The sequence below is a fragment of the Oerskovia sp. NPDC060287 genome (assembly GCF_042726775.1).
Classification (GTDB): domain Bacteria; phylum Actinomycetota; class Actinomycetes; order Actinomycetales; family Cellulomonadaceae; genus Oerskovia; species Oerskovia merdavium.
In genome coordinates, this window is the sequence record NZ_JBHXBO010000041.1 from 1 (window position 1) to 23,617 (window position 23,617).

18 protein-coding genes and 2 tRNA genes are annotated in these 23,617 nt (G+C 71.6%); 15 read left to right on the forward strand and 5 right to left on the reverse strand.

What is annotated here, in order from left to right:
- Nucleotides 1–50 precede the first annotated feature (50 nt).
- From ACFWFR_RS05730 to ACFWFR_RS05740, 3 genes are all read left to right on the forward strand, one after another.
- Complete coding sequence (locus ACFWFR_RS05730) at nucleotides 51–1,040, forward strand: carbohydrate ABC transporter permease (RefSeq protein ID WP_377621766.1); 990 nt, start codon at nucleotides 51–53, stop codon at nucleotides 1,038–1,040.
- Complete coding sequence (locus ACFWFR_RS05735) at nucleotides 1,037–1,975, forward strand: carbohydrate ABC transporter permease (protein WP_377621768.1); 939 nt, start codon at nucleotides 1,037–1,039, stop codon at nucleotides 1,973–1,975. The genes ACFWFR_RS05730 and ACFWFR_RS05735 overlap by 4 nt, the downstream gene beginning before the upstream one ends.
- A gap of 154 nt (nucleotides 1,976–2,129) precedes the next feature.
- Nucleotides 2,130–3,023, forward strand: coding sequence for a DMT family transporter (locus ACFWFR_RS05740; RefSeq protein ID WP_377621770.1), 894 nt, complete (start codon nucleotides 2,130–2,132; stop codon nucleotides 3,021–3,023).
- 52 nt (nucleotides 3,024–3,075) lie between these two features.
- On the opposite strand, the gene ACFWFR_RS05745 is transcribed toward ACFWFR_RS05740, so the two are convergent.
- Both ACFWFR_RS05745 and ACFWFR_RS05750 read right to left on the reverse strand, forming a co-directional pair.
- Nucleotides 3,076–3,741, reverse strand: a complete 666-nt coding sequence (locus tag ACFWFR_RS05745) for a bacterial proteasome activator family protein (protein WP_377621772.1) — start codon at nucleotides 3,739–3,741, stop codon at nucleotides 3,076–3,078.
- Between the two features lie 55 nt (nucleotides 3,742–3,796).
- The gene (locus ACFWFR_RS05750; protein WP_377621773.1) at nucleotides 3,797–4,774 is read right to left on the reverse strand and encodes an NAD(P)H-quinone oxidoreductase; all 978 of its coding nucleotides are present in this window, start codon (nucleotides 4,772–4,774) and stop codon (nucleotides 3,797–3,799) included.
- A gap of 221 nt (nucleotides 4,775–4,995) precedes the next feature.
- On the opposite strand from ACFWFR_RS05750, the gene ACFWFR_RS05755 reads away from it, so the two are divergent.
- From ACFWFR_RS05755 to ACFWFR_RS05795, 9 genes are all read left to right on the forward strand, one after another.
- Entirely contained in the window at nucleotides 4,996–8,790 is a 3,795-nt protein-coding gene (locus tag ACFWFR_RS05755) for an ATP-binding protein (RefSeq protein ID WP_377621774.1), read from the forward strand.
- A 40-nt stretch (nucleotides 8,791–8,830) separates the two neighbouring features.
- Complete coding sequence (locus tag ACFWFR_RS05760; protein WP_030151141.1) at nucleotides 8,831–9,280, forward strand: roadblock/LC7 domain-containing protein; 450 nt, start codon at nucleotides 8,831–8,833, stop codon at nucleotides 9,278–9,280.
- A gap of 10 nt (nucleotides 9,281–9,290) precedes the next feature.
- Entirely contained in the window at nucleotides 9,291–9,707 is a 417-nt protein-coding gene (locus tag ACFWFR_RS05765) for a DUF742 domain-containing protein (RefSeq protein ID WP_056652781.1), read from the forward strand.
- Between the two features lie 367 nt (nucleotides 9,708–10,074).
- Nucleotides 10,075–10,614 carry an ATP/GTP-binding protein gene (locus tag ACFWFR_RS05770; protein WP_157257694.1) on the forward strand — a complete coding sequence of 180 codons (540 nt, stop codon included), beginning with the start codon at nucleotides 10,075–10,077 and terminating at the stop codon, nucleotides 10,612–10,614.
- A gap of 207 nt (nucleotides 10,615–10,821) precedes the next feature.
- A tRNA-Ser gene (locus tag ACFWFR_RS05775) sits at nucleotides 10,822–10,906 on the forward strand.
- Between the two features lie 146 nt (nucleotides 10,907–11,052).
- Entirely contained in the window at nucleotides 11,053–12,324 is a 1,272-nt protein-coding gene (locus ACFWFR_RS05780) for a threonine/serine exporter ThrE family protein (RefSeq protein WP_191801050.1), read from the forward strand.
- An 82-nt stretch (nucleotides 12,325–12,406) separates the two neighbouring features.
- Nucleotides 12,407–13,063 (forward strand): TetR/AcrR family transcriptional regulator, encoded by a 657-nt coding sequence (locus tag ACFWFR_RS05785; RefSeq protein WP_377621776.1) that lies wholly within the window; start codon nucleotides 12,407–12,409, stop codon nucleotides 13,061–13,063.
- Nucleotides 13,064–13,104: 41 nt separating this feature from the next.
- Complete coding sequence (locus tag ACFWFR_RS05790) at nucleotides 13,105–15,705, forward strand: MMPL family transporter (protein ID WP_377621778.1); 2,601 nt, start codon at nucleotides 13,105–13,107, stop codon at nucleotides 15,703–15,705.
- A 204-nt stretch (nucleotides 15,706–15,909) separates the two neighbouring features.
- Nucleotides 15,910–15,998 (forward strand) — tRNA-Ser (locus ACFWFR_RS05795).
- Between the two features lie 177 nt (nucleotides 15,999–16,175).
- On the opposite strand, the gene ACFWFR_RS05800 is transcribed toward ACFWFR_RS05795, so the two are convergent.
- Nucleotides 16,176–17,540: an FtsX-like permease family protein gene (locus ACFWFR_RS05800; RefSeq protein ID WP_377621779.1), complete on the reverse strand. Its 1,365-nt coding sequence runs from the start codon at nucleotides 17,538–17,540 to the stop codon at nucleotides 16,176–16,178.
- Nucleotides 17,537–18,382 (reverse strand): ABC transporter ATP-binding protein, encoded by an 846-nt coding sequence (locus ACFWFR_RS05805; protein ID WP_377621781.1) that lies wholly within the window; start codon nucleotides 18,380–18,382, stop codon nucleotides 17,537–17,539. Before ACFWFR_RS05805 ends, ACFWFR_RS05800 begins: the two co-directional genes overlap by 4 nt.
- Nucleotides 18,383–18,559: 177 nt before the next feature.
- Between ACFWFR_RS05805 and ACFWFR_RS05810 the strand changes: the two genes are divergently transcribed.
- Together ACFWFR_RS05810 and ACFWFR_RS05815 are read left to right on the forward strand one after the other, a co-directional pair.
- Nucleotides 18,560–19,159 (forward strand): TetR/AcrR family transcriptional regulator, encoded by a 600-nt coding sequence (locus ACFWFR_RS05810; RefSeq protein WP_377621782.1) that lies wholly within the window; start codon nucleotides 18,560–18,562, stop codon nucleotides 19,157–19,159.
- 83 nt (nucleotides 19,160–19,242) lie between these two features.
- The gene (locus ACFWFR_RS05815) at nucleotides 19,243–20,409 is read left to right on the forward strand and encodes a DUF418 domain-containing protein (protein ID WP_377621783.1); all 1,167 of its coding nucleotides are present in this window, start codon (nucleotides 19,243–19,245) and stop codon (nucleotides 20,407–20,409) included.
- Between the two features lie 94 nt (nucleotides 20,410–20,503).
- On the opposite strand, the gene ACFWFR_RS05820 is transcribed toward ACFWFR_RS05815, so the two are convergent.
- Entirely contained in the window at nucleotides 20,504–21,247 is a 744-nt protein-coding gene (locus ACFWFR_RS05820) for a fumarylacetoacetate hydrolase family protein (protein WP_377618671.1), read from the reverse strand.
- 216 nt (nucleotides 21,248–21,463) lie between these two features.
- Between ACFWFR_RS05820 and ACFWFR_RS05825 the strand changes: the two genes are divergently transcribed.
- On the forward strand, nucleotides 21,464–23,347 hold the full coding sequence (locus ACFWFR_RS05825; RefSeq protein ID WP_377621785.1) for a KUP/HAK/KT family potassium transporter: 1,884 nt from the start codon (nucleotides 21,464–21,466) through the stop codon (nucleotides 23,345–23,347).
- Nucleotides 23,348–23,617 lie beyond the last annotated feature (270 nt).

A 23,617-nucleotide genomic window follows, 5' to 3' on the forward strand; every position in this document is an offset into this window, starting at 1 on the left:
GATGGGGGCCCGCCACCATGGCGGGCCCCCATCGCACGAAGGAGTGCTCCATGGACTGGCTACTGACGCCCGACGGTCCGGCAGGAAAGTTCGCGGTCATGCTGTTCGCGATCCTCCTGTTCGTCATCGTGATGGGCGTGATCCTCTTTCTCGCGGACCTTCCCAAGCGGGTCCCCAACTGGGTGATCGCCGCGGTCTTCGCCGGCCCGGCGCTCCTGCTCATCGGGTTCGGGCTGCTCTACCCGGGCATCAAGACCATCCGTGACTCGTTCTTCAACCGCACCAGCACGGAGTTCGTCGGCCTCGACAACTACATCACCGCGCTGACCCGCGACGAGTTCCAGGTGGTCCTGCGCAACACCGCGATCTGGGTCATCGTGGTCCCGCTCGTCTCGACGCTGCTGGGCCTGATCTACGCGGTCGTGATCGACAGGTCGCGCTTCGAGAAGTTCGCCAAGACCCTGATCTTCCTTCCCATGGCCATCTCGATGGTCGGCGCGGGCATCATCTGGAAGTTCATGTACGAGTACAAGGCCGACATCGGGAACATCCAGCAGATCGGGCTCCTGAACCAGATCCTGGTCTGGGTGGGCCTCGAACCCCAGAAGTTCCTGCTCGACGCTCCCTGGAACACGTTCTTCCTCATCATGGTCATGATCTGGATCCAGGCCGGGTTCGCCATGACGATCCTCGCCGCGGCCATCCGCGCCATCCCCGACGACATCGTCGAGGCCGCCCGTCTCGACGGGGTCTCGGGCATGCGCATGTTCCGCTACATCACCGTCCCGAGCATCCGTCCCGCGCTCATCGTCGTCCTCACCACGATCGCGATAGGCACCCTCAAGGTCTTCGACATCGTCAGGACCATGACGGGCGGCCGGTTCGACACCTCGGTCGTCGCGAACGAGTTCTACACGCAGGCCCTGCGACAGGGCGAGAAGGGCCTCGGCGCCGCGCTCGCCGTGATCCTGTTCATCCTCGTCATCCCGATCATCATCTACAACGTGCGCCAGCTGCGGGCGTCGGAGGAGATCCGATGAGCATCCCGATCCCCGACACCACGATCGTCGACGAGACCCCCGAGGAGGGCAAGGGCGTCGGCAAGCTCGACAGGCTCGACCGTCGAGCGGGTGCCGTCCGGCACCGCGCGAGCTCCAAGAGCGCGTCGGCCATCGCGATCGTCCTCGCCATCCTGTGGACCATCCCGACGTTCGGACTGCTCGTCACGTCCTTCCGCCCGGCCGCGGACATCCGCCGTACCGGCTGGTGGACCGCGTTCAGCAACCCCGAGTTCACGCTCGAGAACTACCAGGACGCACTCTTCGGCAGCTCGACCAACTTCGCCAGCTACTTCGTGAACTCGGTCGTCATCACCCTGCCGGCCGTCATCATCCCCATCACCCTGGCGCTCCTCGCGGCGTACGCGTTCGCGTGGATCGACTTCCGGGGCCGCAACCTCCTGTTCGTCGCGGTCTTCGCGCTCCAGATCATCCCCATCCAGGTCACGCTGGTGCCGCTGCTCTCGCAGTACGTGAGCTGGGGCATCGACGGCTCGTTCTGGCCCGTCTGGCTCTCGCACACGATCTTCGCGCTGCCGCTCGCGATCTACCTGTTCCACAACTTCATGAAGGACATCCCGCGCGAGCTCGTCGAGGCCGCACGCGTCGACGGCGCAGGGCACGTGCGGATCTTCTTCACGGTCCTCATGCCGCTCCTGATCCCGGCCATCGCAGCGTTCGGGATCTTCCAGTTCCTGTGGGTGTGGAACGACCTGCTCGTCGCGCTGACCTTCGGCTCGGCGCTCGACGTCGCGCCCCTCACGGTCCGCATCGCCGAGCTCTCCGGGTCACGAGGCGCCAACTGGCACCTGCTGCCGGCCGGAGCGTTCATCTCGATGATCGTGCCCGTCATCGTCTTCCTGGCGCTCCAGCGGTACTTCGTCCGAGGCCTCCTGGCGGGTTCCGTCAAGGGGTGAGGTTCGGTGCTCCGCCGTCGGGCGGGGGTGTTCGCACGGCCTTCCGGGGTCCGGCCACGGCCACGCGAACAGCCCCGCCCGACGGCGTCGCGCGTCACACCACGTCGGGTGCTGCTGGTCCCGTGGTCGGCAGGGGCCGACGTAGGGTCGTCGGGTGCTCTCTGGTCCCAGCCGCGCGCTGGCTTCCGCTGCGGGGCGGGTCCCTCCACCCGCCCTCTTCGTCGTCTCCGGGTTGACCCAGTACCTGGGCGCCGCGATCGCGGTGGGGTTGTTCGCCGTCGTCGGCGCACCCGAGGTCGCCTGGCTGCGCATCGTCGTGGCCGCCGTGCTGCTCCTCGCCTGGCGCCGACCTTGGCGGCAGCGATGGACCCGGCGCACTCTTGCCTGGGCCGCGGTGTTCGGTGTGGCGCTGGCCGCCATGAACGTCACGTTCTACGTCGCGATCGACCACCTGCCCCTCGGGTCGGCGGTCGCGATCGAGTTCATCGGCCCCGTGGCGGTCGCGGCGATCACGGGGCGAGGGTGGCGTGAGCGCGGAGGTATCGCCGTCGCCGCGGTGGGCGTCGTGCTCCTCGCCGGTGTCACGCTCACGTCCGACCTGCCGCGCGAGGACGTCGTGATCGGGTTGGTCGCGATCGGTCTCGCGGCGGCGTGCTGGGCCGCGTACATCCTGCTGGGCCGGCGCGTGGCTCTGGCCGGGTCCGGGGTCACGTCGCTCTCGGTCGCGATGGCCGCGGGGGCCCTGGTCTTCGCGCCGTTCCTCGCACCGTCCTCCGGGGCCGTGCTCGAGGACTGGAAGCTGCTCCTCGCGGTCGTGGGGATCGCGGTGTGCTCGTCGGTCGTCCCGTACGTGCTCGAGCAGCTCATCCTGCGCAGGGTCAGCGCAGCGACGTTCTCCGTGCTCCTCGCGATGCTGCCCGCGACCGCGGTGGTGATCGGCGCCGTCGTGCTCCAGCAGTTCCCCTCGTGGCTCGAGCTCGTCGGCCTGCTCCTGGTGTCCGGGGCCATCGCCATGACGGCTCAGCGCACGGACCCGCCGCCCGCCTAGCCCGTGCGCGGCGGGGCAGAACGACCCCCCCCGCGAGGTCTTGCGCGGTACGTCAGAGGTACTGGCCGGGCGAGGGTCGTCCGTCGTCGCCCTCGCGCGGAGCACCCGGCTGCGGGGGCTGCCCGGGGTGCCCGGGCATGCCCGGGACGGGGATGGTGCCGGGCGGCAGCGCTCGGCGGATCTGCGAGAGCTGGGCCTGCGCCGCCATCTGCTGGGCCACGAGGGCCGTCTGGATGCCGTGGAACAGTCCCTCGAGCCAGCCCACGAGCTGGGCCTGCGCGACGCGGAGCTCCGCGTCGGACGGCACCGCGTCGTCGGTGAACGGCAGCGAGATGCGGTGGAGCTCGGCGACGAGGTCGGGGGAGAGGCCCTCCTCGAGCTCCTTGAGGGACCTCTCGTGGATCTCCGCGAGGCGGCTGCGTGCCGCCTCGTCGAGCGGCGCGTCGCGGACCTCCTCGAGCAGACGCTTGATCATGCCGCCGATCCGCATGACCTTCGCGGGTTCCTCGATGACCGCGCTCGGGTTGCGGTCCTCGTCGGTCGAGTCGTCGCTCGCGACGACCGAGACCCTCGTCCCGTCCGGCCCGACGACCGTGACGCGCTGGGCCTCGCCTTCGTTCCCCGGGGTGTCCCCGGCCTCCTCACGACCCTCCGGGGGAGCCGTCCGTCCGGGCTCGGTCGGGTCGGGGTTCTGGTCGGTGCGCGGCTCGTCGCTCATCGCCCCAGTCTGACCCGAACAGGCGCCCGGCGCGAAGGTTCGGGCCCGCCCCGCGTCAGGGAAGCAGCAGGACCTTGCCGAACACCTCGCCCGACTCCAGGAGCCGGTGCGCGTCCGCAGCACGCTCCAGGGGAAGCCGGGCGTGCACGACGGGCCGGACGAGCCCGTCGGCGACCAGGGGCCAGACGTGCTCGAGCACGTCGCGCACGAGCCGGGCCTTCTCCTCGGCCGGCCGCGCCCGCAGCGTCGTACCGCTCACCTGGGCGCGCTTGGCCAGCAGCATCCCCAGGTCGAGCTCCCCGCGACGTCCCTTCTGCATCCCGATCACGACCAGTCGTCCGCCCGTCGCGAGCGCCCGGAGGTTGTCGGGGAGGTACGCGGCCCCGACGACGTCGAGCACGACGTCCGCGCCCGCGCCCCCTGAGGTGTCGCGCACGGCGGCGACGAAGTCCTGGGTCCGGTGGTCGACGGCCGTCTCCGCGCCGAGCGTGAGGCAGCGCGCCGCGCGCTCGGGCCCACCTGCGGTCGCGATCACCCGGGCGCCGAGCGCGGCCCCGATCTGCGTGGCGACCGAGCCGACGCCCCCCGAGCCGCCGTGCACGAGCAGGACATCGCCCCGGGCGAGGCGCCCGACGTCGACGAGGTTGCTCCACGCGGTGCACACCGCCTCGGGCAGGGCGGCCCCGTCGACGAGCGCGACGCCGTCGGGCAGGGGGAGGACCTGGGACGCACGGACGCGGACCTTCTCCGCGTAGCCCCCGCCGTCGAGCAGGGCGACGACCTCGTCGCCCACGTCCCAGCCTGTGAGACGCGGGCCAACCGCCGAAATCACCCCAGACACCTCGAGACCGGGCCATACCGGGGCGCCGGGCGGTGGAGGGTAGTGACCGGCGCGTTGTAGCAGGTCAGCAGGGTTCACGCCACTCGAAGCGACGTGGATCACCACCTCTCCGGGACCCGGTTCGGGGTCGGGGAGTGTGGACATGGTGAGTTTCTCTGGCCCGCCCGGGGCCGCTATCGTGACGGCTCGCACACAAAAGACACTACGTCCTCGTCGACGAGGACTCGTGTCGGTCAGCGGAGAGCCGCGGCTCGACGTACCGCCTTGCCCCGGATGACCGGATTAGGTCTGTGGGGCAAGTGCACCGATAGTTAGTACGCACGTCTGGCGCGTGGGGGACGGTCGGAGGCGACCGGGACCCACGAACTTCCGCTGGTTACAGGGTTTGGAGAGAGGTTCGTATGCTCCGCAGGTTGAGCGTTCGCGGGAAGATCCTTGCGGCACTCGCGCTGCCTGTCCTCGTCCTGTTCCTGGCCGCGACGATCTTCTCGGTCCAGGCGATCAACGAGGCGCGGGTCGCCCAGCAGACGCAGGCACTGGTCAAGGCGTTCGCGACCCAGGACGTCGCCGGGAAGGCCGTCGCCGCCGAGCGAGCCGCCGAGATCCAGCGCGTCCGCGGGGTCGAGAACGGTGACGCCGTGGTCGAGGAGGCCCGTCTCGCGACGGACAAGTCCCTCGACCGGCGCGACGCCGTGTATGGCGACCTCACCATGTCGATGCTCGACCAGCGCGTGCGCGACGCGGTCGACGCGACGGTCAAGGACCGTGCCGAGCTCGCGGACATCCGCAAGCAGATCGACACGAACTCGATCCAGGAGCTCGGGTTCACCTCGAAGTACAACACCCTGATCGACGATGCGCTCGACGTCCCGCGTGTCCTCGCGGACACGTCCGACGACCGCACCCTGGCGCAGTTCCTCGACGCGTACGTCGACACCAACGTGCTCATGAGCCAGGTCGCGCTCGAGCTGCCCGTGGCGCAGTTCCTCTTCGACGACATCCAGGCCAACCGCGAGAACCCCGGCGCCCCGAAGAACCTCGACAACGCGTCGCTCCGTGTCGCGCGACTCATCAGCGAGGGCGACACGAAGGCCGTGCAGGCGCGCAAGGCCGTCCGAGAGCTCCGGATCGACCAGGTCATCCCGTCGCCCATCGGCACCTACGTCGGTCTGCGCTCGGGCCTCGCCGCGAACGGTGCGACGGGTACCACCGCCCAGCAGGACTGGTCGTCGGCCTCGTCCAACGACCTCAAGAACATCACCCCGGTCCGCGACAAGGTCCTCGCCGAGACGGGCGAGATCGCCTCGGACAACGCGACCGCCGCCGTGACGCGAGCCGTCATCACGATCCTCGTGACCCTCCTCGCGTTCGGCGCGACGATCGCGGTGGCCGGTGCCATCGCCCGCCAGATCGTGAACCCGCTGCGTCGTCTGACCGACGCAGCCCAGGACGTGCGTGACCAGCTGCCCCGCCTCGTCGAGCAGGTGTCGATCCCCGGTCAGGGCCCCGGCATCAGCATCCAGCCGATCGAGATCGAGTCGACCGACGAGGTCGGCCAGCTCGCCAACGCGTTCAACGACGTGAACTCCACGACCATCCAGGTCGCGAGGGAGCAGGCCGCTCTCCGTGGCTCGATCGCCGAGATGTTCGTCAACGTCGCGCGCCGTGACCAGGTCCTCCTCAACCGTCAGCTCGCGTTCCTCGACGACCTCGAGCGGTCCGAGGAAGACGCGAACACGCTGTCGAACCTGTTCCGCCTCGACCACCTCGCGACGCGGATGCGTCGTAACGCCGAGTCGCTCCTGGTCCTCGCGGGCATCGACTCGGGCCGACGCGTGCGCCAGCCCATGCCGGCCTCCGACGTCATCCGTACGGCGTCGTCCGAGATCGAGCTGTACGACCGCGTCCGCCTGAACCTGGTCGTCGACCCGCTCATGCTGGGGCACAACGCCCTCAACGCAGCACACCTCATCGCCGAGCTCCTCGAGAACGCGACCATGTTCTCGGAGCCGCACACCCCGGTCGAGGTCAGCACGGGGCGCGACGAGCGCTTCGTCAAGATCATCATCCGCGACCACGGGCTCGGCATGACTCCCGAGGAGATCGGCGAGGCGAACCGCAAGGTCAACGCGCACGCCGCGTCGGACGTCGTCGGGTCGCAGCGTCTGGGCCTGTACGTGGTCGGACGCATCTCCGACCGCCTGGGTGCGCGCGTCACGTTCGAGCGCGCCCCCGAGGGTGCGGGGACGCTCGTCACGGTGAGCTTCCCGAACGTCCTGTTCGTGCCCGACTCCAACGTGCCGCTGCCGATGCCGACGGACCCGCTGGACAACCGCACGCAGGTCGCGGCGGACCAGATCTCGGCGCCCGCCCCGCAGCCGACCGCACCCGTGTACTCGGGACCGGCCACGACCTCGACCCCGCAGATCGACCACGAGGCCCCGGTCGCCGTGGCCGTCGACCTCGCCGCGCTGACCGACGGTGCCACGTCCACGGGCATGCCCCGCCGCCGTTCGCGCGGCATGGACCCCGCCGGGTCGGCACCCAGCGCCTCGTTCGTCCCCGGTCCGCAGACCGGCTCGATCATCCTGCCGCCGTTGGCCACCCCGTCGCTGCCCCTGGACCTGCCCGCGGCCCCCGACGCGTGGTCACCGCCGGAGGGTGTCGCTGCCACGGGCAACTCGCTGCCGAGCCGCGCTCGCGCCTCGAGCCCCGCAGAGACGACCGGCGTCATGCCGCCCGTCCAGCCTGCTTCCGCCGAGATCCCCGTCCTGGACGTGAGCACGCGGTCCGCGATGTTCTCGAGCTTCCGGGCCCTGGGCACGACCGACCCGAGCACCGCCGAGCAGCAGGCCGTCGAGCTCGACGCAGCCCCGGACGTCTCGGCGACCGACATCTCCGTCCCGGACTTCGTGCCCGACGACGGCACCTGGGCCCCGCAGTTCGCGATCGAGCCGCTCGGTGCGTCCGAGGCCGACGCGGCGCCCGCGGAACAGCCGATCGCCGTAGCACCCGTCGCGCCGGTCGCGGAGGCTCCCGTCGCCGACGCTCCTGCCGCTGCGCGGGAGGTCCAGGCCGTGGAGCCGCAGGCTCCCGTACCCGACCTTCCGCAGCGCATCGCGCCGGCGGCGGCCGAGGCCCCGGTCCAGCAGTTCGCCCCGCCCGTCGTGGCGCACGAGGCTCCGGTCGCGCCTCCTGCGGCGAGCTTCGAGCCCCCGGTCGTGCAGGCGGCTCCGCCCGTCGTGGCGTACGAGGCTCCGGTCGCGGCTCCTGCGGCGAGCTTCGAGCCCCCGGTCGTGCAGGCGGCTCCGCCGTTCGCGGCTCCCGCCGCGCAGGCCGCGCCCGTCGCGCCGCTGCACCGGGAGGAGATCCCCGAGGAGCTCTCGTTCGAGGCTCTGCCGAAGTTCGAGGACCTCATGGCCGACCTGCCGACGCGCCGGTCGCTGCGTGAGAGCCAGGCGCGCAAGCGCGGGATCTTCAACCGTCGCCCGCGGACGGGCACCCTGCCCGTCATCCGGCCGTCGTCGGCAGCGCTCGCCTCGCAGCCCGCCGGCACGGACCAGCAGGCTCCCGCGGCCACGTACCAGCAGCCGCAGGCTCCTGCCGTGCAGCAGCCCGCTGCCGTCGGGTACCAGCAGCCCCAGGCCGCGCCGGTCGCCTACCAGCAGCCGCAGTCCGCACCGCAGCCCGTCGCCTTCGCTGCCCCGGCCGCGCCGACCTCGTTCGCGCCGCCGACCGCAGCACAGCCGCAGGTCGCCGCGCCCGCGGCCTCGGCGCCGCTGGTCCGCCGACCGGCCCAGGAGCCGATCGAGCCCCTCGACCCGACCTACGTGTCGGACTCGGTCGAGGCGCGGTCCGACTGGATCGCCTCGGCCGTGCTCTACGAGGAGATGTCCACGCTGCTGCGCAACGGGCCCGAGGTCCAGGGCAAGGCGTTCGCGGAGTCCGCGGGCACCTACAGCCCCCAGGCCCAGTCCGACGTCACGGCGTCCGGACTGACGCGGCGCGCACGGACGGTGAACCGCGAGGAGTACGTCGACCGGTTCACCGCGAAGATCGATCGCGACCCTGAGCAGCTGCGAGCCCGTCTCGCGGCCTTCCAGTCGGCGACGGCCCGGGGACGGGTCGAGGCCGACGACGAGACGGGGTCGACGGATCTGTCCTCGCACGGGAATGATGTCCCTGACTCAGCGCCGCAGTCGCGGTAACGAACAGCTCGCCGTCTGTGGCAACTGACAAGGAGGAAGTGTGAACGCGCTCAGCACCGAAGCAACCAATTTCGGGTGGTTGCTCGACAACTTCGTGCGGACCGTCCCGGGAAGTCGGCACACCCTGGTGGTGTCGGCGGACGGCCTGCTCATGGCGATGTCCGACCAGCTGGACCGCACGAGCGGTGACCAGCTCGCCGCGATCGTGTCCGGCATGTCCAGCCTGACCCGTGGGGCGGCACGCCAGCTCAACGGCGGCAACGTCCGGCAGTCGATCGTCGAGATGGACAACGGCTTCCTCTTCCTCATGAACGTGTCGAACGGATCGGTCCTCGGCGTCGTCGCGGAGTCGACGTGCGACATCGGACTGATCGGCTACGAGATGGCACTTCTCGTCTCCCGTACCGAGGCCACCCTGACGCCTCAGCTGATCTCGGAGATGCGCGGTAGCCTGCCTGTTGACGGAGCAACACGAGCCCCGGTGGGATGAGGTTAGGTCGATGACGAACGCACCTTTTGGCAGCTTGGGAGCCCACAGCTCGGACTCGTACGAGGCCGCGACGGTCCGTCCGTACGCGGTCACCGGCGGACGTGTCCGTTCGGCGACCTCGGACCTTCCGCTCGAGGCCCTCGTCGAGGTGATGCCGGGTGCTGTGAACAGCTACGGCCTTCCTCCTGAGAAGCGCGCGATCCTCCAGCACGCTGCTCACAACTACGTGTCGATCGCCGAGCTCTCAGCGCTGCTGCGGATGCCCCTCGGCGTCACCCGCATCCTCGTCGCCGACCTCGCCGAGGACAACTACCTGACGGTTCACACGTCGACACCGTTGAACGTCCACACCGGCCACGGCGGCAGCAACTCGGGACTGTCCCTGAGCATCTTGGAGAGTGTTCTCAATGGCATTTCCACCCTCTGACGCTGCCTCGGCCGGTCAGCCGCAGCCCGGCGCCGGTCCGGCCGTCACGGGCCCGTCCTGGGCTCCGGTCGCGCCCGTCGGCGGAGGTGCGCCCACCGTGCAGGCTCCTGCCGTGCAGGCGCCGGCCCCGGTCCGGCAGAGCGTCCTGAGCCCCCAGGGTGCAGCCGCTCCGGCGGCCGCGCAGCACCACCCCGCCCCGGTCGCTGCGCAGCAGGCCCCGACGGTCCACCAGACGCCGCCCGTGCAGCAGACGCCTGCCCCGGCCGCCGCTGCGGCTCCGCAGCCACAGCAGCCGGCACCCGCTCAGCCCGCAGCGGCTCCTGCTTCTGCTCCCCAGGCGACGCGGACCGCGCCGACGGTCGTCAAGATCGTCGTCGCCGGCGGCTTCGCCGTGGGCAAGACGACGTTCATCGGGTCCATCTCGGACATCGAGCCGCTCAACACCGAGGCCGCGATGACGGAGCACTCGGTGGGGGTCGACGACGCGGGTGGCGTGAGCGACCGCAAGATGACGACCACGGTCGCGATGGACTTCGGTCGTATCGAGCTCCCGGGCTCGCTGTGGCTCTACCTGTTCGGCACCCCGGGACAGGACCGCTTCCTGTTCATGTGGGACGACCTGGTGCGCGGTGCGATCGGTGCCGTCGTGCTGGTGGACACCGACCGCCTGGAGCAGTGCTTCCCGGCGATCGACTACTTCGAGTCGCGCGGCATCCCGTTCGTCGTGGGCGTCAACTGCTTCGACGGCGTCGCCAAGCACAAGCTCGAGGACGTCCGTGAGGCGCTGCAGATCCCGGCGCACGTGCCCATGCTCTACACCGACGCGCGTTCGCGTGCGGCGACCAAGCAGACGCTGATCTCGCTCGTCCAGCTCGCGATGCGCCAGCTGCGCTCGGGCGCGGCCTGACGCGTACCTCGTGCGGGCCGGGCAGCCCGCTGCTCGACGACCACGGCACGACGGCGGGTCCCCTCCACGGGTGACCCGCCGTCGTCGTGCCGGCTCCGTGCCGGTCGACGGCACCTCCCCACGCCGGACGGTCGGTCGGGGCCCGCACGGCGCCCGTCGGCGCCAGCAGCTGCCCCGACGTGCCAGAATGTGCGTCGGAGCATCCCAGGAGGGCTGACAGAGCGGCCTAATGTGACGGTCTTGAAAACCGTTGTTGCGCAAGCAACCGGGGGTTCGAATCCCTCGCCCTCCGCCCTCACGAGAGGCCCCGGACCACCCAGGTGGACCGGGGCCTCTCCGCGTGGCGCGGGATCCGCGGCACGCCGGACGCGTGGACCGGACCGTCTCACCGGGTCGCCCGTGGGTGCACCGGGGGGACGGACGGGACATCATGACGGGGTGACAGCAGAAGCGACCGACGAGCCGGGCCTGGGCCCGAGCGAGCTCGTCCGACAGTCCGGGACGGTCCTGCGGGTCGGGCGCCTCGCGCTCTCTGCGGGGACCGGCAGCTACCGCGTGAAGTCGCACATGACACGCGTGGGCCGGGCGCTGGGCCTTGACCGTACCGCCGCGCACGTGACGCTCACCGAGATCACCGCGACGTCCTACCGTGACCGGAACTTCCGCACCGAGGTCTCCGAGGTCCGCGCGGTCGGCATCAACTCGGACCGTCTGTCGGAGCTCGAGTCGTACGTGGGGGACCTGCCCGAGCACGTCACGGCCGCCGACGTCGACGCGGAGCTCGAGAGGATCGCCGCCAAGCCCCTGCTCTACGGAGCGTTCCTCAACGCCCTGTGGGCTGCGATCGCGTGTGCGGCGTTCGCGTTCCTGAACAACGGCGGCGTGATCGAGTGCGGCGCGGTGTTCGTCGGTGCGTTCCTGGGGCAGATGGTGCGTCGGGCCATGCTGCACAAGGGGATCAACCAGTTCGGGACCACGATGCTCGCGGCGACCGTGGCGGCGTCCGCGTACCTGCTGGTCGTCCTGGCCTTCGAGAACGTGCTGGGTCTCTCCGGCGGGCACGAGGCCGGCTACGTGTCCGCGGTCCTGTTCCTGGTGCCGGGGTTCGCGCTCGTGACGGCGGCCCTGGACCTGGCCAAGCTGGACTTCTCGGCCGGGATCGCGCGCATGACCTACGCGCTGATGATCCTGGCGTCGGCGGCCCTCGCGGTGTGGGCCGTGTCTGCGATCGCGGGTCTCCAGCCGGACCGGCTGCCGCCGCCCGCGCTCGACGACACCCTGTTCCTCGCGCTCCGGCTGCTGGCCAGCTTCGCGGGCGTCCTGGGCTTCGCGCTGATGTTCAACAGCCCGTGGAAGATGGCGGTCGGTGCCGCGTCGATCGGCATGATCGCCAACGTGGGTCGTCTCCTGATGATCGACGCGGGGTTCGCGTCGCAGGCCGCTGCTGCGGCGACCGCGCTCGTCGTCGGTGTCCTGGCGGCCTACATCGCCCCCGCGATGAACGTTCCTCGCATCACCCTCTCGGTGCCTGCCGTCGTCATCATGGTGCCGGGGGTCACGGCGTACCGGGCCGTCTACCAGTTCAACAGCGGGGCCACGGTCGACGCGCTGGCGTCGACCGTCGAGGCGGGGCTCGTGATCATCGCGCTGTCGATCGGGCTCGCGGTCGCACGCATGCTCACCGACAAGAACTGGACGTTCGAGCGGTAGGTACCAGGGTCGGCGCGATTGCTTCACAGACCCCTCACCAAGCTAGTTGCACCGAGTGCATCGACGTGCCTAGCGTAGGAACATGTCCCTCGTCACCGGAGATCGTCGTGCTGCGCTCAAGGCGCGCCACCGGCGTGCGATCGTGGACGCCGCGTCGGCCCTGATCGGCGAGTCGGGCGGCACGGACTTCTCGGTCGACGTGCTCGCGGACCGTGCCGACGTCTCGCGGCGCACGGTCTTCAACCACTTCGCGTCGCTCGACGACGTCGTGACCGAGGTCTGCAGCGAGGTCGTCGGTGCGGCGCTCGGTCGTCTCGACGCGCTCTCGACGAGCGCGGACCCCGTGCAGGCGGACGCGGGCCTGTTCGACGAGGTCGCGGACGCCCTGCGCGCGACCGACTTCGTGACGCCGCTGACGTACCTGACCCGGGTGCTCGGGGGCGAGGGGGGACCCTCGCCTCGCAGAGCCCTGACGCTGATCAAGGTCTTCGCCGAGGTCAGCACGCGCCTCACCGCGGGCCTGGCCACGAGCCATCCCGACGCCGACCCGTTCGACATCGAGCTGTTCGTCGGCTCGACCATGAGCGGGCTCATCGTGATCTATCTCCACTGGGCCGAGGTCACGGGGGCGGTCGACGACGTCGACTCCCGCGAGACCTGGTCGGCCCTGCTCGAACGACTCCTCGACGCGACACGGACCGGGCACGCCTCGGTCGCGTCGTCCCGCCGGGCCCCCTGAACCCTGCTCATCGCGTACTCGCGCGCAACCGAAGGACTCCCATGGCTGAATTCCTCTATCGCGTCGGCCGCTGGTCGGCGCGCCGAGCACGGACGGTCCTCGTCGCGTGGCTCGCGGTCCTCGTCGCGGCGGGCGTCGCGTTCGCGCTCGGCGCGGGCACGCTCGCGACCACGTTCTCGATCCCCGGCACCCCGACCGCCGAGGTGACCGACCGTCTCCAGAGCGACTTCCCCGACGCCTCGGGCGGTACGGGCACCGTCGTCGTCCAGACCGAGGACGGCGAGCCGTTCACGGCCGAGCAGGAGGAGGCCGTCGCCGGGCTGGTGGCCGAGGCCGCCGCGGTCGACGGCGTCACCGCGGTCATGGACCCGTTCCAGACCGAGGCGGACCGCGCCGCCCAGGCGCAGCAGGTCGAGTCGGGCCGTACCCAGATCGAGGACGGTCGGGCGCAGCTCGACGCGGGACAGGCCCAGCTGGACGCGGGTCGTGAGCAGCTCGAGGCGGGTCAGGCGCAGCTCGACGCCGCGCGGGCCCAGGCGGAGGCCGCGGGCATGCTCGCGCAGGTCCAGCCTCAGCTCGACGCGCAGCAGGCCGCGCTCGACGAGGGGCTCGCGGCGCTCGACGCCCAGCAGACGACCCTCGACGACGGCCGCGCGACGCTCGAGGAGCAGGAGGCCCAGCTCGAGCAGGGGGCAACTCTCCTCGACATGGCCTCGGAGATCCGCATGGTCTCGGAGGACGGCACCGCGGCGATCGTCATGGTCTCGTTCGCCGACCCGCAGATGGAGATCCCGCAGGAGACCAAGGACGCGCTCGTCGACGTCTTCGCGGACGCTCCCGAGGGGCTGCAGATCGACCTCTCGTCCGACATGACCATGGGAGCCCCGAGCATCATCGGTGCCGGAGAGATCGTGGGCCTCCTGGTCGCCGCGGTCGTCCTGGTGATCATGCTCGGCACGCTCATCGGTGCAGGCCTGCCGATCCTCACGGCTCTCATCGGTGTGGGCATCGGCGCGCTGGGCGCGCTGTCCCTGTCCGGCGTCGTGGAGATGGCGTCCGTGACCCCCGTGCTCGGCCTCATGCTGGGCCTGGCCGTCGGGATCGACTACTCGCTCTTCATCGTCAACCGGCACCGTCGCCAGCTCAAGGCGGGCGACGAGCTGCACGAGTCGATCGCGCTCGCGAACGGGACCTCGGGCAACGCCGTGGTGTTCGCGGGGACCACGGTGCTCGTCGCGCTGCTGGCACTCAACGTCACGGGCATCCCGTTCCTGGGGCTCATGGGTACGGTCGGCGCGCTGTGCATCGCGATCGCGGTGCTCATCGCGGTCACGCTCACGCCTGCCCTGCTGGGGCTCGTGGGCCTGCGCATCCTCAGCAAGAAGGAGCGCGCTCAGCTCGAGGCCGGCGCGGGGACCGGGGGAGAGGTCGCTGCGGCCCCCGCCGCCGCGTCCGCCGCGCCCCTCCGCCCCATGTCGACCGGGTGGGCCGTCGTGCGTGTCGTCGTCGGCGTCGCGGCGCTCCTGCTCGTCGCGCTGCCTGCGCTCGACCTCCGGGTGAACCTGCCCGACGGGTCGACCGAGCCGCACGACTCGTCGCAGTACCAGGCGTACGCGACCCTGGCCGAGAAGTTCGGCGAGGGCCAGAACGGGACGCTGCTCGTGGTGGCCGACCTGCCCGCCTCCGAGACCGAGGCCGAGTCCATGACGGCCCAGGTGGAGATCGCCCAGGTGCTGTTCGACCAGGAGGACGTCGTGGCGGTCGCGCCGATCGGCACGTCCGAGGACGGCACGGTCGCGGCGTTCCAGGTGGTTCCTCGCGAGGGCCCCACGAGCGAGTCGACCGAGGAGCTCGTGCACACGCTGCGCGACCTGTCTCCCATCGACGGGACGTACGAGATCGGTGTGGCAGGCTCGGCGAGCGGCAACGTCGACATCTCGGAGAAGCTCGAGTCCGCGTTGCCGGTCTACCTCGCGGTCGTGGTCGGCCTGTCGCTCATCATCCTGGTGCTGGTGTTCCGGTCGATCTTCGTGCCGGTCATCGCGACGCTGGGCTTCATCCTGTCGTACTTCGCGGCGCTCGGTGGGGTCGTCGCGATCTACCAGTGGGGCTGGCTGAGCGGTGTGTTCGGCGTCGAGAGCCCGGGCCCGATCCTGAACTTCCTGCCGACCATCCTCGTCGGCATCCTGTTCGGGCTCGCGATGGACTACATGCTGTTCCTCGGCTCGGGTATGCGTGAGGCGTACGCCCACGGGGCGCCCGCGCGGATCGCGGTCGTGCAGGGTGTCCGGGCCGGACGCTCGGTCGTGACCGCAGCGGCGATCATCATGATCGCGGTGTTCGGCGGGTTCATCTTCTCGCACAGCGCGATGATCCGGCCGATCGGGTTCGCGCTCGCGTTCGGCGTGCTCGTGGACGCGTTCGTCGTGCGGATGATGCTCGTGCCCGCGCTCATGCACCTCGCGGGCGACAAGGCGTGGTGGCTGCCGCGCTGGCTCGACAAGATCCTGCCCGACGTCGACGTCGAGGGGGCCTCGCTCGAGCGGCGCCACCCGCACGCGCACCCCGCAGCGGAGGACCCCGCCGAGGGCGCCGACCGGGACGGCGACGTCGAGAAGGACGAGGTGCCCGCGCGGGGCTGACGCCTCGCTACCACGGCGCCGGAGCCGCTCTCCTCGTGACGAGGAGGGCGGCTCCGCCCGTCCCCGCAGCCCGCGCGGAGCGGGCCGGGAGGGCCGGCAGGGACGCGCCCGGCACGCGCCCGGCACGGTCTCGGCGCCCGCGTTTTGCTCCGCGGTGCCGGGAGAAGGTAGCCTTGCGACGCTCGGTGCCTAGCATCCGAGCGAGGAGACGTCGCATAGCCAGGTCTAGTGCGCCACCCTGCTAAGGTGGTAACGGGGCAACCCGTTCGAGGGTTCGAATCCCTCCGTCTCCGCTCAGGAAGGTCCCGGCTGCGTCAGGCCCGGGGCCTTTTCTGTTGCCCGTGATGCGACCGTGCGCCCAGCGCGCAGAGGCACACAACGTGGCCCGCGCGCCCTCCGCACCCCTGCATGCCGAAGCCCGACGACGCGGCCCACGCCACGCCGTCGGGCACCTGCAGGTGCGGCCCTGCTCAGGCCGCCATCGCGGACCGGACCACGAACCGCGACGCGGCCGCCCCGGCCAGGACGAGCGCCGACGCCCCCACGACGCACAGCAGGAACTGCACCACCACGTCGACGTTGGCGAACGCGTTGAGGCCGACGATCGGCGCCATGAACATCAGGGCTCCGGTCGTGGCCACGCCCACGCTCGCGACGAGCGGGATGACCGTCTCGCGCAGCCGGGCCTTGTCGAGCGTCTTGAGGTCGGTGCCCGCGAGGGTCAGCGTGCGGTACTCGCCCCGCTGGTCGATCACGCGGCCCGCCTGCATGACCCCGGTCGAGACCGCGGCGAGCACTCCCGCGATCGCGAGGGTCAGGAAGCCGCCCGTCGTGAGGTCGGTGAGGAACTGGGCCTCGCCGGGGTCGGCGCCCATGCCCGGGTCGAACAGCGCGAAGATGCTCGTCATGCCGGCGATGAACGTCGCGAGGGCGACGCCACCGACCGAGCGCCACGCGGTCTTGGGCGAGTCGACGATGCGGCGCCCGGCGAGGAGCGTGGGGACGGTCCGCGCACGGTGCGCCGTGATCCGGCCGACGACCCAGATGACGAACGGCCCGACGACGTTGAGCGTCGCGAACCCCGCGACGAGGACGAGCACCAGGACCGTGATCGCCACGGCCTCGCTCCCGAGCGACACGTTGGTCACGACGATCATGGCGAGGAACGCGACGCCCGTGCTGACCAGGCGCACGGCCCTGAGACCGGGAGGGGTCACGCGCGCGGCGACGCCCAGCGGCGTGATCGCGACGCGTCGCAGCGACACGGCCGCAGAGACGAGCGCGACGAGCACGACCCCGACGACCGCGACCAGCATCGCCGGGACCCCCACCCAGAGCTCGGAGAGCGCGAACGTGCGGCCCTGGAAGCGGAGCTGCGCCACGAGGGGCAGGAGGGCCGCGTAGCCGATCAGGCCCGCGAGGGCCCCCACGAGGGCCTGTGCGGCCGCGTCGAGCACCGTGAGCGTCGCGACCTGCCCCGTGGTCGCTCCGGCCAGGCGCAGCGACGCGAGGCGCGCGTCGCGCCGGGCGACCGCGAGGCGTGCCGCGGCGCCCCCCAGGGTCACGAGCGGGATGAGGAGCAGGAGCGCGGCGATGGCCGCGAAGATCGGGTACTGGACGTCGTACGAGGTGACGTCGGCCGCGGTCCCGTCCTTCATGCCGTCGATCCCGCCCGCACGGGCCAGGAACGCGCCCACGCCGCCGACGACGACGAGCAGGATCGCGGTCGTCGCGGCGAACGCGATGATCGCCAGGACGTTGGTCAGGCCCTGCGGGTCGCGGCTGTCGGAGCTGCGCCGGCGCAGGAGCCACCACAGGTCGAGAGTGGCCCTCATCGGGTCGCCTCGCGCGTCGTGGCGGCCTGCGCTGCGGACGGGACACCGTTCGCGGGGTGAGCGGCCATGGCGGCCCGCGTGGCGGCGTCGGGCACGTGCGTCTGCGCAGGCGCCTGCTGCGCGGGGGATCCCGCGAAGAACTCGCCCGAGACGCGCCCGTCGCGCATGGTGACGGTGCGCGAGCAGTAGCGGGCCACGCCCGCGTCGTGCGTCACGACCACGAGGGCCGCACCGGACGCCTGGACGGCCCCTGTGAGGACCGAGAGCACCTCGGCGCCCGTGGCCTGGTCGAGCGCCCCGGTCGGCTCGTCGGCGAAGACGACGCCGGGCGACCCGACGAGCGCGCGTGCGATGGCGACGCGCTGCGCCTGCCCGCCCGAGAGCTCGCCCGGGCGGCGCTGCTCCATGCCGGCCAGGCCCAGGTGTGCGAGCCAGCGCGCGGCGACCTGCGTGGCCTCGGTGCGTGAGACGCCCGCGAGCATGAGGGGCAGGGCCGCGTTCTCGACCGCGGGGAGCTCGGGCAGGAGCTGGCCCGACTGGAACACGAAGCCGAAGTCCTGGCGACGCAGGGCCGTGCGGCGGCCCTCGCTGAGCGTCGTGAGGTCCTCGCCCCGCCAGGACACCGCGCCCGACGTGGGCTTGATGATGCCCGCGAGGCAGTGCAGCAGGGTCGTCTTGCCCGAGCCCGAGGGGCCCATGATGGCGACGGACTCGCCGGGCGAGACCGTGAGGGAGACGCCTGCGAGGGCGTGCGTGGCGGTGTGGTCGGTGCCGTAGACCTTCGTCAGCCCGGAGGCGACGAGGGGCGAGCCGGTCGAGGGGGCGGGGCCGAGGTTCGTCATGCTCCCATCCTTCGGCGGGGACGGGGGCCGGCGCGTCCGGCCACGGTGGGGACCTGCCCGACGGCGTGTCATGCCCAGGGGGGACCGGTCGCCGTCCTCGCGGCGTACTGGGTTGCCGGACTCCTCGACGTCCGGGTATCTTTGAGTGAGTACTCAATCAAAGAAAGGGCGGGACGCATGAGGACGGTCGACGAGGAGCAGCGCGCCGCTCGGCGGACTGCGCTGCTGGACGCCGCGGAGGTCTGCTTCGCCGAGCGCGGATACGACGCGACCCGCACGGCGGACATCTGCGCAGCGGCGGGCATGAGTGCCGGCAACCTCTTTCACTACTTCCCGTCGAAGCACGACCTGCTGCTCGCCGTCGTCGACCGGGACGCCGAGCGCACCGCGACCGAGGTGGGCGAGCTGGCGCATGCCGACGATCCCTGGGACGCGTTGCTCGCGCTCCTCGACGAGGTCTGCCGGCTCGCCTCAGACCCTGCCGCGGCCGGTCTCGCGCTCGAGCTCTCCGCGCTTGCCCATCGCGACGAGGACGTGCAGCACCGGCTCCAGGCCGGGGACCGCGCCTTCCGGGACGCGCTCGCCGAGCTCCTGGCCGCGGGGGTCCGGACCGGGCAGGTGGCCACGAGGCTGTCGGTCGAGGAGGGGGCCACGTGGCTCGCGGCGCTGGTCGACGGGGTCTTCGCGCGCGTCGCCGCGGACCCAGGGTTCGACGCCCTGGCGCAGCGCTCCACGTTGCGGCGCGTGGCGAGCGCGCTGCTCGCGGACGAGTCGTGAGCCCGGAGCGAGGGCCGCGGGGCACGATCGGGGACCGGTCGGCGGGCCCGGTGGCCGAGAGCCCAGCCGGTCGTGCAGCCCGGGTGAGACGGCTCATCGACGTCGACGCGCTGCGGGCCTTCGCGCTGCTGGGGATCCTCGCGGTCAACGTCTGGGCCTTCGCCGACCCGTACTACGCGACGGCGAGCAGCAACCCCGCGTTCGCCGGCCCGCTCGATCACGCCGTGCGGTTCGTGGTGGCCGCGCTGTTCGAGACCAAGTTCTACCTGCTGTTCTCGTTCCTCTTCGGCTACTCGTTCACGCTCCAGATGGCCTCGGCCGAGCGCGACGGCGCGTCCTTCGTGGGTCGGATGCTGCGGAGGATCCTGGGGCTCGCGGTGCTGGGGGCGGTCCACGGCGTCGCGCTCTACTACGGCGAGATCCTGGTGGTGTACGCGGGGCTCGCCCTCGTGCTGCTCGTGGCACGCAACCTGGCCCCGCGACGGGCCGTGATCCTCGGGAGCGCGCTGCTCGCGGCCGTGGGGATCCTGTGGGTCGGGCTCGGAGCCCTCCAGCTCGCGTCCGGCGACCCGTCGGCTCCTGCCGGCGCAGGGGCGGGCGAGGCGCTCGCGAAGCTGGCGGCGTTCGGCGGGGAGGCAGGGGCGACGCTCGCGTTCACCTCGGGACACCGTACGGAGATCCTCGTGTCGCTCGTCCTGCTCCAGGGTCCGAGCGCGCTCGCGATGTTCCTGTTCGGGCTCGCCGCCGGGCGACGCGAGCTGTTCGCTCGCGAGCTTCCGCGCCGGGCGGTCCGGTGGGTGCTGGGGCTCGGGCTCACGGCGGGGCTCGCGGGCGGGGTCTTCTACGCCTGGGCCGCGACGTTCGCGCCGGGGGGAGGGATCGAGACGCTCGCGTTCGGTGTCGGGCAGCTCACCGCCCCGCTGCTGACCGCCACGTACGTCGTCGGGTGCCTGGCGCTGTTCCGGCGTGCGGCGAGCGTCCGTGACGCGCTCGCCCCGGCCGGGCGCATGGCGCTCACGAACTACGTGGGGCAGTCGCTCGTGCTCGCCCTCGTCTTCACGGGCTACGGGCTGGGGCTCGTCTACCGGGTGGCGTCCGTGGCGGTCGTCGGGATCGTGGCGGTGATCTTCGCGGTCCAGCTCGTGGCGAGCCGGTGGTGGCTCGGACGGCACGCGTACGGGCCCCTCGAGTGGGGGCTGCGCTGGGTCACGAACGGCCGGCGGCCACGGTGGTTCAGCGCCCGGGGCTGAGGTCGGCAGCGGGCGCAGCCGGGGCGGCTTGTCGGGCGCCCACCGTGGTGGCACCGCGTGGCCGCCTGCACCGGCGGCCACCACGGCCCGCGGCTCAGACGATCGGGTTGGTCAGCGTCCCGACGCCCTCGATCGTGATGGTCGAGGTCTGGCCCGGGACGACGTGCGCCGACGTGCTGGGCGACCCGGTGAGGACCACGTCGCCCGGTCCGAGGGTCAGGTGCGAGGTCAGGTAGACGAGCTGTTCGACGACGTCCCACGCGAGACCCGACGTCGACGCCTTGGCCTCGGTGGCGCCGTCGACCTGGACGTCGATCGCGAGGTCCGCGACGCCTGCCACGGCGAGGTCGGTCTCGATCCACGGGCCGAGCGGCGTGAAGCCGTCGCCGTTCTTGGACTGCGTGAACTTGTCGTCGAGCGCGCTCTGCTCGTACGCCGTGACGTCGTTGCCGACGGTCCAGCCGAGGATCACGCCGGGGACCTGCTCGGGCGTGAGGTGCCGGGCGGTGCGGCCGATGACGATCGCGAGCTCGCCCTCGACCACGACCTTGCCCGCCGCGGGGTCCAGCCGGACGGGCTCGCCCGGCCCGACCACGGTGCGCGCCGACTTGGTGAACGCCTGCGGCGGGACCAGGCGGTCGGCCGGACCGCTGTTGTGCGCCATCCCGAGCACGACGCGCGGCTCGCACGGGGCCAGGAGGCGCGCACCGTCGACGGGGTGGGTCTCACCCGTGCGCTCGAGGTCGGGGGCGTGGTGGTCCACGACCACGGCCCAGACGTCGCCGTCCTGGACGACGGGGCGCGGGCCGGTGGGGGTGTCGATCCGAGCGAGTCTCACGGTGGGTTCCTCCGTCTGCGGTGTCGGCGCGGGCGTGCCGGCTGCACGTGAGACTACAGGAGGTATGACGTCCGATGTGATCGTCGGCGTGGCTCGCTCGACCGCGCGGCGTGACACTGGGAGCGGCGGGACCCGCAGGGCGAGCGGGCCCACGGCGCGCGGCGAGGAGGCACCATCCCACGCACGGCAGAGGGCCCGGCGGGGCGGGAGCGGGCCGTGGGCGCCCTGGCTCTCGTGGGGGCGCTGGGTGTCGTCTTCGGGGACATCGGCACGAGCCCGCTGTACGCGGCAGGGGCGGTCGTCGCCACGGCCCGGGGCGCCGGGGTCGAGCCGGACCGGACCTTCGTCTACGGCATGACCTCGACGATCCTGTGGTCGCTGACCCTCGTCGTCAGCATCCTCTACGTCCGGCTCTTCCTCCGGGCCGACAACGACGGCGAAGGAGGGCTCCTCGCGCTGCTCGGGCTCGTCCGGCGGACCCTCGGCAGGGCTCGCGACGGGCGGCGGGCGACCGTCGTGCTCACCGTGCTCGGGATGCTCGGCGCCGCGATGTTCCTCGGGGACAGCGTCATCACGCCGGCGATCTCCGTGCTCTCGGCCGTCGAGGGGCTCGAGGTCGTCGAGCCCTCGCTCGCCCGGTTCGTGGTCCCTGCCGCACTCGTGATCCTCCTGGGCCTGTTCCTCGTCGAGCGGTTCGGCACCCGGTCGATCGGTCGGCTCTTCGGACCCGTCATGGTGCTCTGGTTCGCGACCCTCGCCGCGTGTGGTGCCCGCGGCGTCGCCGAGACGCCCGAGGTGCTCGTGTCCGTCTCGCCCCACTGGGTGCTGCTCTTCTTCGTCGACCACCCCGCTGCGGCCTTCCTGTCGCTCGGGGCCGTGGTCCTCGCCGTGACCGGGGCAGAGGCGCTGTACGCCGACCTCGGGCACTTCGGCCGGAGGCCGATCGCGCGCGCCTGGGCACTCGTCGTCTTCCCTGCCCTCGCGCTGAGCTATCTGGGTCAGGGCGGGCACATGATCGCCTCGCCCGAGGCCGCCGCGAACCCCTTCTTCTCGCTCGTCCCCGCCCCGCTGACCCCGCCCGTCGTCGTCCTCGCGACCCTCGCGACGATCATCGCCTCGCAGTCCGTCGTCTCGGGGGCGTTCTCGGTCGTCCACCAGAGCGGGCGCCTCGGGGTGCTCCCGCCGCTGCGCACCGTCCACACCTCGCCCGCGAACAGCCGGCAGATCTACCTGCCCGCAGTGAACGTCCTCCTCGCTGCGGCCGTCCTGCTCGTCGTCCTCGCCTTCAGGTCCTCGTCAGCGCTCGCGTCCGCGTACGGCATCGCCGTGACGCTGACCATCTCGATCACCACGGTCGTGTACCTCGCGCACTGCTGGACGTCCCGACGGCGCGTCACCGCCAGTATGCTCGTCGCCGGTTCGATCCTGGTGGTCGTCCTCCTCTTCCTCGTGGCCAACCTGGCGAAGGTCGGCTCGGGAGGATGGCTGCCGCTGACGATCGGCGCCCTCGTGTTCGTGGTCATGGTGACCTGGTGGACCGGGCAACGGCACGTCCATCGCGGGCGGCTCGCGCTCGAGACCACCGTGCGGCGCGTCGAGGACGTGCTCGAGGCGCACGGGTCCGTGACCCGGACCCGAGGCACCGCGGTCTTCCTGAGCAGGCACAGCGGGGTGGTGCCGCTCGCGCTGCGGACCATGGTCGAGCAGAACCACGCGCTCCAGCGCCACGTCCTGCTCGTGAGCTGGGCGACGACGGACCGGCCGACCGTCCCCGCAGGCGAGAGGTTCCAGGTGGCGGCGGTGGGCGATGAAGGGGTCGTCGAGGTGATCGCGACGTACGGGTTCCGTGAGCGCCCCCGGATCGTGCGCCTGCTCGGTCAGGTCAGAGACGCGGCCCCCGAGCTGATGCGAGGCGTCGACCTCGGGACCGCGACGTACTTCGTCTCGCTCTCCGTGCCTCGCTTCAGCGCCCGCTCCGCGATGCCTCGATGGTCCCAGCGACTCTTCCTCGGGCTGTCCCGTCTGGTGCCCGACCCCGTCGAGACCCTCGACCTTCCCCGCGAACGGACGATCGTGCTCGGACGCGACGTGCCGCTGTAGCCGGGATCCGGCGCACACGGGCGGGCAGATCGGCAGGATCTTGCGGATCCTGGTCGGTGGCGGGCGGCGCCCGCGCATCGCCGGCACGTGTCGTGCGTCACGAAGGGGCTGGTCAGGACGTATCGGTTTGAGTATCCGGCGAAAACCGTTGTAGTCTTCTCGACGGCTGCTCAAGAGAAATCACGAACAGCCGGGCGCCCGTAGCTCAACGGATAGAGCATCTGACTACGGATCTCACCGACCTCGCCCGCACCAGCGAGATCAAGGGCC

Bases quoted from the DNA above. Each gene is read 5' to 3' on its own strand.
- ACFWFR_RS05730 (WP_377621766.1), top strand. From the start codon at position 51: ATGGACTGGCTACTGACGCCCGACGGTCCGGCAGGAAAGTTCGCGGTC.
- ACFWFR_RS05735 (WP_377621768.1), top strand. From the start codon at position 1,037: ATGAGCATCCCGATCCCCGACACCACGATCGTCGACGAGACCCCCGAG.
- ACFWFR_RS05745 (WP_377621772.1), bottom strand. From the start codon at position 3,741: ATGAGCGACGAGCCGCGCACCGACCAGAACCCCGACCCGACCGAGCCC.
- ACFWFR_RS05765 (WP_056652781.1), top strand. From the start codon at position 9,291: ATGACGAACGCACCTTTTGGCAGCTTGGGAGCCCACAGCTCGGACTCG.
- ACFWFR_RS05785 (WP_377621776.1), top strand. From the start codon at position 12,407: ATGTCCCTCGTCACCGGAGATCGTCGTGCTGCGCTCAAGGCGCGCCAC.
- ACFWFR_RS05790 (WP_377621778.1), top strand. From the start codon at position 13,105: ATGGCTGAATTCCTCTATCGCGTCGGCCGCTGGTCGGCGCGCCGAGCA.
- ACFWFR_RS05800 (WP_377621779.1), bottom strand. From the start codon at position 17,540: ATGAGGGCCACTCTCGACCTGTGGTGGCTCCTGCGCCGGCGCAGCTCC.
- ACFWFR_RS05805 (WP_377621781.1), bottom strand. From the start codon at position 18,382: ATGACGAACCTCGGCCCCGCCCCCTCGACCGGCTCGCCCCTCGTCGCC.
- ACFWFR_RS05810 (WP_377621782.1), top strand. From the start codon at position 18,560: ATGAGGACGGTCGACGAGGAGCAGCGCGCCGCTCGGCGGACTGCGCTG.